At 59.4% G+C, this 14,083-nt stretch carries 15 protein-coding genes and 1 tRNA gene; 8 read left to right on the top strand and 8 right to left on the bottom strand.

Translation table 11 applies throughout. From position 1 onward, the window contains the following. Positions 1–6: 6 nt before the first annotated feature. The 3 genes from ACYVGC_RS05280 to lipB all read right to left on the bottom strand — a co-directional run bounded on the left by ACYVGC_RS05280 (position 7) and on the right by lipB (position 2,454). Positions 7–1,113, bottom strand: coding sequence for an MraY family glycosyltransferase (locus tag ACYVGC_RS05280; protein WP_460582745.1), 1,107 nt, complete (start codon positions 1,111–1,113; stop codon positions 7–9). Positions 1,114–1,191: 78 nt separating this feature from the next. Then, entirely contained in the window at positions 1,192–1,614 is a 423-nt protein-coding gene (locus ACYVGC_RS05275; protein WP_460582744.1) for a hypothetical protein, read from the bottom strand. Between the two features lie 36 nt (positions 1,615–1,650). Next, complete coding sequence (lipB, locus tag ACYVGC_RS05270) at positions 1,651–2,454, bottom strand: lipoyl(octanoyl) transferase LipB (RefSeq protein WP_460582743.1); 804 nt, start codon at positions 2,452–2,454, stop codon at positions 1,651–1,653. 146 nt (positions 2,455–2,600) lie between these two features. Between lipB and ACYVGC_RS05265 the strand changes: the two genes are divergently transcribed. Next, positions 2,601–2,960, top strand: coding sequence for a YraN family protein (locus ACYVGC_RS05265; RefSeq protein ID WP_460582742.1), 360 nt, complete (start codon positions 2,601–2,603; stop codon positions 2,958–2,960). Positions 2,961–2,966: 6 nt separating this feature from the next. Here the strand turns inward: ACYVGC_RS05265 and ACYVGC_RS05260 are convergent, their stop codons facing one another. Beyond that, positions 2,967–4,091: a toxin-antitoxin system YwqK family antitoxin gene (locus tag ACYVGC_RS05260; protein ID WP_460582741.1), complete on the bottom strand. Its 1,125-nt coding sequence runs from the start codon at positions 4,089–4,091 to the stop codon at positions 2,967–2,969. Between the two features lie 133 nt (positions 4,092–4,224). Beyond that, positions 4,225–5,043, bottom strand: a complete 819-nt coding sequence (locus tag ACYVGC_RS05255) for a cyanophycinase (protein ID WP_460582740.1) — start codon at positions 5,041–5,043, stop codon at positions 4,225–4,227. 172 nt (positions 5,044–5,215) lie between these two features. On the opposite strand from ACYVGC_RS05255, the gene mgtE reads away from it, so the two are divergent. The 5 genes from mgtE (at position 5,216) to ACYVGC_RS05230 (ending at position 9,946) form a co-directional block, all read left to right on the top strand. Continuing rightward, a complete protein-coding gene (gene mgtE / locus ACYVGC_RS05250) occupies positions 5,216–6,598 on the top strand; it encodes a magnesium transporter (protein ID WP_460582739.1) in 1,383 nt (460 codons plus the stop codon). 286 nt (positions 6,599–6,884) lie between these two features. Further along, positions 6,885–7,736 carry a hypothetical protein gene (locus tag ACYVGC_RS05245; RefSeq protein WP_460582738.1) on the top strand — a complete coding sequence of 284 codons (852 nt, stop codon included), beginning with the start codon at positions 6,885–6,887 and terminating at the stop codon, positions 7,734–7,736. A gap of 314 nt (positions 7,737–8,050) precedes the next feature. Next, positions 8,051–8,464 carry a hypothetical protein gene (locus tag ACYVGC_RS05240; RefSeq protein ID WP_460582737.1) on the top strand — a complete coding sequence of 138 codons (414 nt, stop codon included), beginning with the start codon at positions 8,051–8,053 and terminating at the stop codon, positions 8,462–8,464. Beyond that, complete coding sequence (locus ACYVGC_RS05235) at positions 8,443–9,252, top strand: sensor histidine kinase (protein WP_460582736.1); 810 nt, start codon at positions 8,443–8,445, stop codon at positions 9,250–9,252. Before ACYVGC_RS05240 ends, ACYVGC_RS05235 begins: the two co-directional genes overlap by 22 nt. 28 nt (positions 9,253–9,280) lie before the next feature. Then, on the top strand, positions 9,281–9,946 hold the full coding sequence (locus ACYVGC_RS05230; RefSeq protein WP_460582735.1) for a response regulator transcription factor: 666 nt from the start codon (positions 9,281–9,283) through the stop codon (positions 9,944–9,946). Positions 9,947–10,228: 282 nt separating this feature from the next. Here ACYVGC_RS05230 and arfB read toward each other — a convergent pair whose 3' ends face one another. Further along, complete coding sequence (gene arfB, locus ACYVGC_RS05225; protein ID WP_460582734.1) at positions 10,229–10,633, bottom strand: aminoacyl-tRNA hydrolase; 405 nt, start codon at positions 10,631–10,633, stop codon at positions 10,229–10,231. Between the two features lie 85 nt (positions 10,634–10,718). After that, a complete protein-coding gene (locus ACYVGC_RS05220; RefSeq protein ID WP_460582733.1) occupies positions 10,719–11,669 on the bottom strand; it encodes a 3-oxoacyl-ACP synthase III family protein in 951 nt (316 codons plus the stop codon). A 195-nt stretch (positions 11,670–11,864) separates the two neighbouring features. Here ACYVGC_RS05220 and ACYVGC_RS05215 point away from each other — a divergent pair, with 195 nt between their 5' ends. Continuing rightward, positions 11,865–12,359, top strand: a complete 495-nt coding sequence (locus tag ACYVGC_RS05215; RefSeq protein ID WP_460582732.1) for a hypothetical protein — start codon at positions 11,865–11,867, stop codon at positions 12,357–12,359. Positions 12,360–12,416: 57 nt separating this feature from the next. On the opposite strand, the gene ACYVGC_RS05210 is transcribed toward ACYVGC_RS05215, so the two are convergent. Continuing rightward, positions 12,417–12,492 (bottom strand) — tRNA-Phe (locus ACYVGC_RS05210). A gap of 185 nt (positions 12,493–12,677) precedes the next feature. Here ACYVGC_RS05210 and ACYVGC_RS05205 point away from each other — a divergent pair. Continuing rightward, on the top strand, positions 12,678–14,066 hold the full coding sequence (locus tag ACYVGC_RS05205) for a (Fe-S)-binding protein (RefSeq protein ID WP_460582731.1): 1,389 nt from the start codon (positions 12,678–12,680) through the stop codon (positions 14,064–14,066). Positions 14,067–14,083: the final 17 nt, after the last annotated feature.

The following is a 14,083-nucleotide window of genomic DNA, read 5'->3' as shown; positions in this document are numbered from 1 at the left end:
TGCTAATCAGGACGATGCCACTTGGCGGCGGGCGGCGCGGCTTTGGTACACGCCCAGAAACACGCTGAGCAGCACCGAAAACAGCACCAGCACGCCAATCAGCGGCAGGTCGCCCAGGAAATAAAAGTTGATGACGAACAGCACGACCACAATGTTGAGCAGGCCCAGCAACAGCACCGTGCTGATTTGGGAAAAGCCCATGGCCATGATGCGGTGATGCACGTGGTTTTTGTCGGGCGAGAAGGGCGAGCGGCCCGCCGCCATGCGCAGAATAAACACGCGCAGCGTGTCGAAGAGTGGCACGAACAGCACGCCGAGCGTAACGGCCGGCGCGGCATTGCCAAACGGCTGCCCCGTGCGGCTACCCAGCTCAATAAACTCGATGGCTAGGATGGACACGATAAAGCCGCACACCAGCGACCCAGTATCGCCCATGAAAATACTGGCTTTGTGGAAGTTATAGCGCAAAAAGCCCAGTAGGCCGCCCATCAGGCAGATGGCCACGAACGCGTAGTTGCTGAACTGCGGGCCGCCATAGCGGTAGAAATAATACCCAAACGTGCCGCTGAGAATGAGCACGATAGTACCCGCCAGCCCGTCGAGGCCGTCGATGAGGTTGATGGCGTTGGTGATACCCACAATTACAACAAAGGTGAAGGCATAGCTAACGCCCACGGGCAGCGTGTAGATGCCCAGGATACCCTGGAAGCTGGTCACGCGCACATCGGCCATTATCATTACGATGCCGGTGGCCAGCAGCTGGCCCACAAATTTTTTGGCCACCGAGATGGTCACCAAGTCATCACGCAAGCCTACGAAGAAGAGGATAATGCAACCGGCCAGTAGCTCCTTCACCCCATTTTCAAGGGGGGCAAAAATGGTGAGGGCCGACATGAAGCCCGCAAACACTGCCACCCCACCCAGGCGAGGCGTCAGCGACTGGTGCACGGTGCGCCCATTGGGGGTATCGAGCAGGTTTTTGAGGTGCGCGATATGCACAATGGACGGCACCGCAAACATGGCCACCAGCAGGGCCCACATGCCCGCCAAGCCCAGGTAGATGCTAAAGTGATTCCCGATAACAGGAGTTGTTATTTGTAATAAGCTCGTCATTATCAGTTAGTTACTAGTATGTTTCGTAGATAATAAAGGTCGTGCGCCAGCAGGCCGGGGCTATGTCATGGCACCACGCTAGCCGTGCAGCACGCCGGGCCGCCCATCCAGCAAGTTGAGCGGACTGAGATTGTCCGGCACAATAGAATCGGGCACGAAGAGGAATTTCTTATCAAAAATCCGGCCCTCTTGGTAGTAGCTCACCCAGTACTGATTGGTGAGGTGAAACACAGCGGGGTCAATGAGCTCAACGGCAGTAGCCGAGTGGGGCGCTATTGTCTCAAAATGATAGCGCAACGTGGAAGTGCGCACGGTTTCGCCGGTAGGCTGGGTGCCGTAGCCATCGGCCGCAATGAGCACGGTATCGAGGGCTACGTCGTTGTTATTCAGCAAGTAAACCGTCCACACAGCTACGCCATTCGGGTCAGAGGCAGCCGCTTCGTCGGGCACAATGGCAATTGATACGCCTTCTACGGGGTCAAAGGAAATATCCTGCTTCATGGGGTGGGTACGGGGGTAGAACGGGGTAAAGACAACTTACTGCGTCAGGTACGCATCAAACTGCGCCAACAGATTGCCAAGCAGGCGCTCCTGCACTTCGGCCACGGGCACGGCGTGGCCCAGCTCGGCTTGCAGCGAGGTCACGGCCTTGTCGGTGATGCCGCAGGGCACAATGTAGCCAAAGTAGCTGAGGTCGGTATTCACGTTGAGGGCCAGGCCGTGCAGGGTAACCCAGCGGCTGCACCGCACGCCTAACGCGCAGATTTTGCGGGGGTTAGCAGCACCTTCTTCCCAATCGAGCCACACGCCGGTGAGGCCCGCGATGCGGCCCGCCTGCAGGCCGTAGGTGGCCAGCGTTTGGATAACGGCTTCTTCCAGCGCCCGCAGGTACCAGTGGATGTCGGGCCGGAAATTTTCGAGGTCGAGCACCGGGTAGGCCACCAGCTGGCCGGGGCCGTGGAAGGTGATGTCGCCGCCGCGGTTGATGCGGTGAAACGTGGCCCCGTGCGCCGTCAGGGCTGCTTCGTCGAGCAGCAGGTGCTCGGGCTTGCCGCTTTTGCCCAGCGTGTAGGTGGGCGGGTGCTGGCAAAAAAGCAGGTGGTTGGGCGTGGGCTGCGGAGCCGCGCCGGTAGCTTCGGCCTGCCGGTTGCTAGCCTTGACGGCCACCGTATTGGCCAGCAACTGCTCCTGCAATTCCCAGGTGGGCACGTAAGGCACCAAGCCCAGGCGCTGCACCCGTATGCTCCGCTGGCCAGCCGCAACCGGCGCGGCCAGCGAATCGGCCCCCAGGGGCGAGGCGGGGGAGGCGGCCGGAGCCACGCAGGCCGAAAAGATATCCATGGGAAGAAGCAGAAAAAATAGAAGCCGGTAAGGCAAAGTTACTTCGCACCCGGTGGTTTAGCTTGCGCCAGCGGCCCGCCAACTTGGCACTGGGGCCAACCCGGGCAGCTAATTTATTTTCACAACCAACACTAAATCATTTATTTATGCCAACTGATGCCCACGCTCTCGGCCAGGCTGGTGAAGCGGCGGCGGCCAACTTTTACCAGCGGGCGGGCTACGAGCTAGTGGCTCAGGGCTACCGCCACGGCCGGGCCGAAGTAGACCTGATAGTGCGCCAGGGCGCGGCCCTGCTGGTATTTGTGGAGGTCAAAACGCGTTCGGGCGCGCAGTATGGCCCGCCCGAAACCTTCGTCTCGGCCCGCAAAAAGGAGCTGTTTCGCCTTGCCGCCACCCACTTGCAGGAGGAGCTGGACTGGCGCGGCGACATTCGGTTCGACATCCTGGCCATCACCCAACTCAGCCAGGGCTTTCGCATTGAGGCGTTTGAAGATGCCTTTTACTAGCCTACGCTAGGGGGTGGTGGCCCCGGCAGCGGGGGCGCTGCCGGCCGGCGTGGGCGACACGGCGGGCGGCGTGGCAGCGGGCGTATGGTAGCCGGGGCGGCGCGGCTGCACCTTGCGCACAGGCGGCCGGGGCGCGGGCACGCCGTGGCTGCCGGGGCGGCGGGCATCCTTCACGGGCGTGGCATCGGGGTCGGCATCGCCGCGCTTGTCAAGGTTTTTCTCCTTGTCGTAGATGACCGAGCCGCCATGGCTGTACTCGCGTACCAGTTCAGGCTCCTCTACTTCGGGCTCGTAGCCGCTCTCACCGTAGGCGTACACGTAGTGTGGGTATTTTTTGTAGTCGCCGTAGTTCACCCACTCCCCTACCCGGTGGCCGTTCTCGAATTTGCCGGTCCACTCGCGGCGGCCATCGTTGCGGTATTTTACATAATCGCCTTCTAGCTTGCCATTTACGTAGGGAACTACCTCGCGCAGCATGGTATTGCCGGCATCGTAATAGCTGATGTTGGCGTCGCGCGGGAAGCCCATCTCGTAGTGAATCTTGGTGAGCAGCGTGCCCTTGGCGTCAAACTTCTCCCAGCGTAGGTGGCGGGTGCCGAAGGCGAAGTAGCCACTTTCGAGTACCTTATTATTCTGCATCTTTTTGTAGGGGCCGTGTAGCACTTTGTCGGTGCTGGGGTCGAGCTCGCCGGTAGCTTTGTAAAGCTTGTGCTTTTTGGGGCTGAAGTAAAAAGCCGCCGGGGCCATGGGGTCGGGCTGCTTGAAGTTCTTGAGGTAGTAGAACACCTCCACTATCTGGTTGCGCCCTTTGCCGCCCGACTTGATGAAGCCCTTCTTGGTGCGCTCACCCAGAAACAGCTTCTTCTTGATGGGCTTTTTGCGCTGGGCAGCTTTTTCCAAGTCTTTGGCCGCCTTTTCTTCTTCCTTGGTTACAACGGCTTTGCGACCGGCAATGCTGAGCTTGGGCGCACCCTTGCGCTCGGTGGTGGTGAGGGTATCGCCGGGGGCCACGAGGGCCGTCACGGCCCCATCGCCGGGCCGCGAATTGAACGACACCGTTTTGCGGGTGCAGGCCACGGCCAGCAGCGCCAGCAGGCTCATCCCCCAAAAGCGAAAGCGTAGCAAAGACATGTTCGGGTTTAGTAAACGTTAATTATCTGGCAGCCAAACGTACAGGTGATTAGTTTTGGTGCCCTAGCTGGGTTCAGTGAACAGTTATCAGTGAGCCGTAAGCAGGACGTCCCCATTCTTCACTGATAACTGTTCACTGCTCACTGATAACTGAAAACGTATCGCCAGCCACCAGCAGGCTCATGCTAAAGCCCTTGCCGCTAATGGGTTGCCCCGTGGGCCGGCCGGCGTAGTTGCTGGCCGTTACGTGGCGGCCATCCGCCAGCACCACCACTTCGTCGCCAAATACCTCGGGCAACTGGCCGGGCCGGAAGATGACGCCCGTTTCCTCGCTCAGGCCCAGGCCTAGTAGGGCTGGGTGGGCCAGCAGGGCGTGTAGCAGGCGCGGGTAGCGGGCCCGCTCGGCAAAGTGCTGGTCAATCAGTAAGTTAGGTAAAATACCCAGGGCTGGAATCACCTCGATGCCGCCAGCCAGCAGGCTGCGCCAGCCGCGGCCGGCTACCAGCATTTGGCCGCCCAGAGCCGAAGCTCCGGCGCTGGTACCGGCCAGCACAAAGCCCGCCTCGTGCTGGCAGCGCTGGTGCAGCATTCGCAAAAACTCGGTGCCCAGCAGCAACTCGGTGAGGCGCTCCTGGTCGCCGCCGGTCAAAAACACGAGGCTGGCCCCGCGCAGGCGGCCCAGGGTGGTGGGCGCGTCGGCGGGGTGGTTTTCGTCTATCTGGAGGTGGCCCACGTTGGGGCAGCCCAGCTTGGCCAGCACCCGGGCGTAGGCGGCGTAGGTGCGGGCCGGGTCGTGGGTGGTGGCGGCGGTTAAAATCTCCACGGGGGCCGTGCGGGCGGGCAGCAGCCCAGCCAGCAGGGCTAGGGTGGGGTCGTCGTAGCCACCGCCCAATACTACAATGGTAGCCTGGGGCGAAGCGGCGGCAACGGGCGAAGAGGTGGCGGAAGTCAAATGGACGGGCAAAAGCGGATACAAGAGCGAAGTACGCCAAAAATGCCGACCGGGCTGCCGCCCCGGTGCTGATTGGGGCCGGTTCGGGCGTAATTTTGCCCCACTACCACTTATTGCCTAGCGAAACACTTCGTCTGTTTTAAAAATCTTCATCCGATTTTTTACCTTGCCTATGACTGCGCCCGAAACCGTGGACCACATCGCGACATTGATTCAGGAGGGCGAGTTTTTCAAGCTGAAAAAGCTGCTGCGCGATTTCCAGCCCAGCGAGCTAGTGACGCTCATTGAAAACGAGGACGAGCGCGAGCAGCTTATCATCTTCCGGATGCTGCCGCTGGAGCTGGCCACCGAAGTGTTTGAGTACCTCGACCTGGAGGTGCAGCGCCACTTTCTCGAAAACCTGGCCCAGGACAAGATGACCGACATTCTCAACGAGATGTCGCCCGATGACCGCACGGCCCTGCTCGAGTTTTTGCCCGCCAACTTCGTGGCCGAGCTGGTGCAAAACCTCTCCGAGCCCGAGCGACGCGTGACGTTGCAACTGCTGGGCTACCCCGAGTATTCGGTGGGCCGCCTCATGACGCCCGACTACATCGCCATTCGCGAGAACTGGACGGTGCAGCAGGTGCTCGACTTCGTGCGCCAGCACGGCGGGCAGTCCGAAACCCTGAACATGCTCTACGTGACCGATGCCCAGGGCAAGCTCATTGATGACATTCGGATTCGGGAGGTGTTGCTGGCCGCGCCCACCACGCGGGTCCGTGATATTATGGACCACCGCTTTGTGCAGCTCACGGCGGCGCAGGACCAGGAGGAAGCCATCGACATTTTCCGGCGCAACGACCGCGTGGCCCTGCCCGTGGTGAGCCCCGACCTAGGCATCCTGCTCGGCATCGTAACGCTTGATGACATCCTGAGCATCCGGGAGGAGGAAGACACCGAGGACATCCAGAAATTTGGGGGCTCGGAGGCGCTTGACGAGCCCTACCTCACCATTCCGCTGCTACAGCTGGTGCAAAAGCGCGCCGGCTGGCTGGTGGTGCTGTTTTTGGGTGAGCTGCTGACGGCCTCGGCCATGCAGTTTTTTGAGGGCGAGCTGCAAAAGGCCATCGTGCTGGTGCAGTTCATTCCGCTTATCATCAGCTCGGGCGGCAACTCGGGCTCGCAGGCTACCTCACTCATTATCAGGGCAATGGCGCTGGGCGAGTTTACGCTGGGCGAGTGGTGGCGGGTACTGCGCCGCGAGCTGGCGGGCGGCCTCATGCTGGGCATTATCCTAGGTATTGTGGGCTTTGGGCGCATCGCCATCTGGCAAAGCATCACGCCCATTTATGGGCCGCATTGGCTGATGGTGGCCCTCACAGTGGGCGTGGCGCTGGTGGGCATTGTGCTGTGGGGTAGCATTGCGGGCTCTATGCTACCGCTCATATTGCGCCGGCTGGGGCTCGACCCCGCCACCTCCTCGGCTCCCTTCGTAGCCACGCTCGTGGACGTGACGGGCCTGATTATCTACTTCACCGTGGCCCTGGTGATGCTGCGCGGCACACTGTTGTAAAAATGCCGCCAAGTAAGCAGGTATAAATACGTGTTCTCAAAACCACGTACTTCTACCCTAGTATTGCTACTAACCAAGCCGTCCCTTTGTGGCTATTACAACGGCTTCAGCATTGGTAGAAGACCCTTCCAAAAAGCCCCCACGTTAGGTACATGGGGGCTTTTTGGCTGCGGCCGAGCGGCCTGGCAGCTACTGCAATATATTGCCTTATAGCATTTTGCAAGTCAAAGGCTCCGCTGCTATTTCTCGTAGGCAACACGTTTCCCTCACTTTTTTTACCAACCCCATGGCCCCCCAGCCTCCTGTTCACATTCTCGACCAGCACCAGTTCGACAAATACGCAGCCGCGTGGAGCCGGCACGTAAGCCACCACCAAGATTTGACGGCCGTGTTTCAGCAGCCCGATGGCAGCCCGATGCAAGCCGTCCGGCTTTCCTTCCCTATCGTGGAGTACCTGCTGTCTACCGTAGGGGCACAACAGATTAAGGCCCAGTTTCTACTGAAAGAGGAGGAAAAATCGGGGGAGAAGCTCTTCGTGCTGGCGCTCTACGCTACTGATGCCCTGGGCGGCCGGGTATCGGCCTACTACCTGGCTGAGTACATGCCGCCGGTAACTACGCCTACCAGCAACGCTGTACAGCTAGGTGCAACTGAGCATCTCGGAGCCGACGACCAGGTAAGCAGCTTGGGTGACCAGATTCCGAACGAACTGGTGCACACCTGGCTCAACAACTGGAAGCAGGCATCGCTGAAAACTGCCCATATGTTTGGCAGCAACTACGGGCCGCTAACGGGCTACACCTTCGACATGGGTGACTTCCTGGACTCTTTCTTTTATGCTAACAAATTTAAAGAGAAGGAGTTACTGATACTTTTTGGTTTGCACCAGCACTACCCCGCTTTCCCGAACTGCTACACCCTGAAGCAAACGTTCGGCCTGGTTTTGCGCATTCGCCAAATAACTGATGCCGCGCCAAAAACGGAGGCTGACTTCGCTGCCGACCGCGAGGCTTTTGTAAAAACTATCAGTGCAACCAATTCCTACGCCGAGCTTACCAAGGCAGCGCTAATACAGGCCACCGGCGAAGATGCTGGGCAGCCATTCTACGACTTCTCCAGGCCTAGCCCACCCAACTAAGGGCTGGCAGCTACTAGCCCTTTATTCTGCCCATTACTATTGGTCTACCTACTACTAACTTGATAGCCACTACTCTTCAATCACTTTTTTTCGGTAGAGGCGTAGCTGCGCTGGCTCAGTTTGTACTAGGCGTAGCCTTTATAGGGGGCTTAATAAGGTACCGGCGCTTGCCAGTCAAGCTACGCTACTTAACGGGGCTGCTCGGCGTAGAGGTCGCTACTGAGATTGCGGTTGAACTTCTGCTTCATTACCACCGACCAAACTTATTCATTATCCCCATTTTTGTAGCTGGCGAAATCTGGCTGTTGGCGTTAGTGTATGACAAAGCCCTGAGTTGGGCCGCTTTTTCGCGAGTGCGGCCCTGGCTGGCTGGTGGTTTCGTAGCGTACTGTGCTTTCGACAGCCTGCTGGCTCCCGAAGTAGCTCACTTCAAGCCAGCGCTGCTCGTGCTGGAAAGCATCCTGGTGTTGGGATTGGTTACGCTGTATTTTCGTAAGCTCCTCAACGAGTTACGCGTAGCTAATCTTAACCAGGAGCCTATGTTTTGGGTGTCAATAGGCCTGGTTATCAAGCACCTCGGCAGCCTACAGATTTTCTTGTTTAGTAATTTCTCACTCAGCCATTATTCCAATCAGCTGAATGTGGATATCTGGGAAATTCACGCGCTCCTTTTGGTCGTATTATATAGCTGCTACCTTGTAGCCTTATGGATTCGCCCCCAGAAATAGCCTTCGGCCAGCTTTTGGTCGGCGGCATCAGCTTCATGCTGTTGTCGGCGGTGGCGCTGGTGCTGTTTATTGTGGTGTACCAGAAGCGGCTGCTGCAACAGCAGCTGCGCCTGCGCGCCGCCGAGGCCGACTACCAGCAGCAGCTGCTAGCCACCGTTATTGAGGCTCAAGAGCATGAGCGCGAGCGCATTGGGCGCGATTTGCACGATGGCATCGGCTCCACGCTGGCCACGGCTAAGCTGCTAGTGGGCCGCCTCGACAACAGCCTGGCCGCCGAAGAAATGGAGAGCCTCACGGCCATGGTAAAGGAGATTTTAGGCAACGCCGTGCATGACGTGCGCGGCCTCTCACACAGCCTTTATCCCGCCGTGCTCGACCGCTTTGGCCTGGCCGATGCCCTGCACCACCTGGCCGATGTGTGCAACGAGACCAGCACCCTCGACGTGGTGGTGGCCATCGATTACCCCAAGCCGCTGGCGCTGGCCCAGGAGCTGGCGCTCTACCGCATTTGCCAGGAGCTGATTCACAACGCCCAAAAGCATGCCCAGGGGGCCACCGTGCTGCACGTGGCACTGCATCAGGCCGGCTCCCGCCTCACCCTCACGGTGGAAGACAACGGTTGCGGCTTCGACCTGGCCGCCCGCGAAAGTGGGCAGTCCGTGACGAGTGGGGCGGGCCTGCGCAGCATCGAGGTGCGCGTGCGCATGCTGCGGGCGCACCTCAGCCAGCAGTCGGCCCCCGGCCAGGGCACCCGCACGCTTATTGAGCTTGACAACTCCGTTTCTTAATCTCCCGCTTCTTTCCCGCCCGCTAGCTATGCCAACGCCTACCACGCCCATCTACATTGCCTTGCTCGATGACCACCAGCTGTTTCGGCAGGGCATGCGCTACATTTTGCAGGCCCTGCCCTACGTGGAGGCCGTGACCGAAGCCGCCGAGCTACCCGAGTTGCTAGCCACCTGCCGCCAGCGCCTACCCGATGTGCTGCTGCTCGACCTGCAAATGCCCAACATCGACGGCCCCGAGGCGGCCCGCCTGCTGCTGCACGAGTTTCCCGACCTGAAAATTATCGTGTTGTCAATGTTCTCGGCCGATAAGTACATCAGCCAGATGATGAAGGTTGGCGTGCGCAGTTACCTACCTAAGGACGTGGACCAAGAGCAGTTGCGCCACACTATTGAGGAGGTAGTGACCACGGGCTACCACTTCACGCCGCGCATCTCGCGGGCGCTGGTGCGGGGCGTGCAGCACCCCGAGCGCACCCCCACCACCCGCCAGCCCGACCTGGTGCAGCTCACCACCCGCGAGCACGAGGTACTGCGCCTCATTTGCCAGGGCCGCACGGCCGCCGACATTGCCGAGCAGCTCTTCATCAGCCGCCGCACCGTGGAGGGCCACCGCCAAAAGCTGCTCGAAAAAACCAGCGCCCCCAACTCGGCCGGCCTGGTCGTGTACGCCGCCCGGCACGGGCTGATTGATTAGCGCAGCTACCCCCGTATAAATACCTGTTTTTCAAAAAGGGAGTTTTTACGCTCAACTCCTCACCCCTAAACATAGTCCTTTGTATCGGAAACTACGCTTTCGCCAGCGCAGCAACCGCCACCCTTTCTGACTATGAGACAACCCTGCTAGCCGCTCTGCCCGCTTCTATCCTACTCGCTCTGCCTGCCTCGTTACTCACCAAGGCCCACCCTACAAGGGCGGGCCTTTCTGCTTTTGGGGCTTTGCCGGGCAGTGGGCCGGGCGCAGTGGGCCGGCCAGCCGCTACTCGGGCCGCCGCCGGTTGGCCTTTTTCTCGCTTTGTATCTTCTTGCCTTCCAGTCGCTTGCGTACTGCGCCGGCGCCGGGGCGGGTGGCCCGGCGGGGCTTGGGGCGGCGTAGACTTTTTTGCAGCAGCTCGTAGAAGCGGGCCAGCGCGATTTCCTTATTGCGCAGTTGGCTGCGGTCGTCCTGGGCAATTACTTGCAGGTAGCCTTCGGCAGTGAGCTGCCCCACCAGCTTTTCCAGAATGAGCTGCTTTTGCAGCGCCGTGAGCACCCCCGACTCCTGCAAGTGCCAGCGCAGTTCCACGCGGCTTTCCACCTTGTTCACGTTCTGCCCACCCGGCCCACTGGCCCGGCTGGTCTGGAACGTGATTTCAGATAAAAAAGCGGCGGCGGGCGGCAGCATGAATTTCAGTTATCAGTGAACAATCATCAGTGAACAGACAGTAATGTGGTTTACAAGCAATTGCTCACTGCTCATTCCTAACTGCTCATTGTTTTTCCAGCAGCATGGCCCCGTAGGAGTAACCGCCACCGAATACCGTGATAATCAAGTTATCACCCTGCTTGATGTTAGGCCAGATTTCGGCTAAGCCGATGGCCGCACCTGCACAACCCGTATTGCCGAGGCGCTCGATGTTGTTCACGGCGCGGGCGGGGTCGAGGCCCAGTTGCTTCACCACGTTGGCCGAGATGCGCAGGTTGGCCTGGTGCGGAATCAAGTAGCTTAACTCATTTATTGTAAGCTTATTAGCATCCAACAGTTGTTGCGTAATGCGCGCCATGTAGGTACAGGCTTGCTGAAACACGTCGCGCCCAAACGGCATCACAATGCCCTTATCCACGGGCTTGAGGGTCACCGCTTCGTCGGCCTTGCCCATGGGCGCGGCCCCGCCCGTGAGCACCTGCACCACGCGCAAGTCGGTAGGGGCCAAGCGCTCCTTGGTAAAGAGCAGCGCCGCCGCGCCATCGCCCCACAGGTGGCCGGCCATGGTATCCTCTTCGTTGTTGTAGGCCGTGTTGTGCTCGGTTACTACCACCAGCGCGCGGCTGGCCTTACCCATGGCAAAGTAGCCTTCCACAATCTCAACCGCGTTGAGCAGCGACGAGCAGGCCGACGAAATACTCACCACCGGTATCTCATTGATATTCAGTTCACGCTGCACGGCATGGGCGGCAGTATAGATGGTATCGTGCGGCGTGTAAGTGCCCACCACAATGAGGTTGATGCTGGCTGGGTCAAACTCCGGTAGCCCCGCCACCAAGGCGTGGGTGGCCGCAATGGCCATCGTGTTCGCATTTTCGCCCGGCCCGGCCTTGCGGCGCTCCCGAATGCCGGTGCGCTCAATTATCCAGTCGGAGGCCAACCCGTTGAGACGGGTAAAATGTTCGTTGGTAACAACGGCCGCCGGTAGGTAGGAGGCCACGTAATGCAAGTACACGCGGTAAGCAGTGGGTGAAAAAATATCAATACAAAGGTCCGGCTAACAAACGTTAGGCCCCGAGAAAAAGCTGCAAAAGCCGGAATCTTATACGTAACCACCGCGTAGCTGCCCAGCGTAGGGCACTAGCCACCGATAGGCCGGCGTTGGCACCGTAGTTGCCTGCGCCACGCCAGCTTTGCTTTGTTACCAGTTATGACGCACCCACACTTTATCCGCCTCAGCGGGTTGCTGGCCCTGTTTTTGGCCCTCGGCCACGGGGCCAGCGCCCAGAAATACAATACTGCGCTGGGCGCACGCCTGGGGGGCGGCAACTACGGCATCACGCTGCAACAGCGGGTGGCTTCGCGAGTCACCATTGAAGGCATTGCCGGGCTGGGTGAGCGCGAGTACAGCGGCACGGTGCTGGGTGAGTATCACTTTGGTATTCTGGGGCCTAGCCTCAACTACTACTTCGGCGCGGGCGGCCACGTGGGGCACAACAAGGATACGGGCGGCTTTAGCGGCCTCGACGGGATAGTGGGGGTCGAGTACAAGGTGGCGTTTTTACCCGTGGCCCTCAGCTTCGATTTTAAGCCCACCATCGAGTTCAGTGGCGACGACTATGCCCGGTTTCCCACAGCCTTTTCCATTCGCTACGTCTTCATCAAGCGCAAAACCAGGTTTATTGATACCATTCGGGGCCGGTAGCGGCGAGCGCTGACAAAACAAAAAGGGCCTCTAGCGCAGTGCTAGAGGCCCTTTTTGTGGTGGCGACAGTTGGAATCGAACCAACGACACCAGCATTTTCAGTGCTGTGCTCTACCAACTGAGCTATGTCGCCGTTTTGCCCCAGGTAGCTTTTTAGCTGCTTGGGAGTGCAAAGGTACTAAAAATGCGTTACGACGCAAGAAATGCTGTGAAAAAAATTCTTTCAGCGAGTAAAAAGCTGAAGCCGGAGGCAGAAAGTAGTCGTCATGCCTACTAAATTGCAGCCCCATCCCACCCCGCCGCTTACCTTTACCGTCTATGCTGCAACCCATCCTTTTCGCGCTGCTGCTGCTGGCAGCCTTCGGCCTGTTTGCCTGGCAGGTTCAGAAAATCAGGGCCAATATTTTCGTGGGCCGCGCCCGCGACATGAGCGGCCACGCCGCCGAGCGCTTCAACAAAACGCTGCTCGTGGCCTTCGGGCAGCAGAAGATGTTTAAGCGCCTCACCCCCGCGTTTTTGCACCTCATTGTGTACGTGGGTTTTATCGTCATCAACGTGGAGGTTATCGAAATCATCATCGATGGCTTGTTCGGTACGCACCGCTTTTTGAGCTTCCTGGGGCCGGTGTACAGTGCCCTCATGGCGACCAATGAAGTGCTGGCGGCGCTGGTGCTTATTGCGGTGGCGGCCTTTTGGTGGCGGCGCAACCACAACCCGCCCGTGCGGCGCTTCACCGGCCCCGAGCTGCGCATGTGGCCCAAGCTCGACGCCAACATCATTCTCTACATCGAGGTGGCCCTGATGCTGGCGCTGTTCTTTATGAACTCGGCCGACATCCGGCTGCATCAGATGGAAGGCAAGGAGTTGCCGGGCGCTTTCCCGGTCAGCCACTTCCTGGCTAATCTGCTGCCTACCTCTAGCGTGGCGACGCTAGAAGTGCTGGAGCGTGCTGCCTGGTGGATTCACATTACGGGTATCTTATTGTTTCTTAACTACTTACCCAGCTCCAAGCACTTCCACATCATCACGGCTTTTCCGAATGTGTGGTACTCGCGCCTGGTGCCGCAGGGGCAGTTTTCCAACGTCGAGAGCATCACCCACGAGGTGAAGGCCATGATGGACCCCAGCTACGAGGTGCCCGCGCCCGCTACCAACCCCGATGGCTCGGCCGTGGCGCCCATGTCCTTCGGGGCGAAGGACGTGGAGGACCTGCCCTGGACGGCCCTCATGAACTCGTACGCGTGTACCGAGTGCGGCCGTTGCACCTCGGTGTGCCCCGCCAACCTTACGGGCAAGCTGCTTTCGCCGCGCAAAATCATTATGGACACCCGCGACCGGGTGGAGGAGAAGTACAACTCGCCGCTCATCTTCCACCCCAACGTGTATGGGGAAGAGACTAAGCACGAGCCCGTTACCGACCTCATGGAAGCCACGCTGCTGCGCGGCAAGGTGACGCCTGAGGAGCTCTGGGCCTGCACCACCTGCAACGCCTGCGTGGAAAGCTGCCCCGTGAACATCAACCCCCTGGAAAGCATCATCGAGATGCGCCGCTTCCTGGTGCTGGAAGAGTCGGCCGCGCCTAACTCGCTGAACGTCATGTTCTCCAACATTGAGAACAACGGCGCGCCGTGGGCCTTCTCGCCCTCCGACCGCCTCAACTGGGCTGATGAGTTGTACGCCGCCGAGAAGGCCACCACCACAGTATAGTATTGATTTATAAGCAG

This window comes from Hymenobacter arcticus, assembly GCF_054779975.1.
This window is presented reverse-complemented; position numbering and strand designations above follow the sequence as displayed.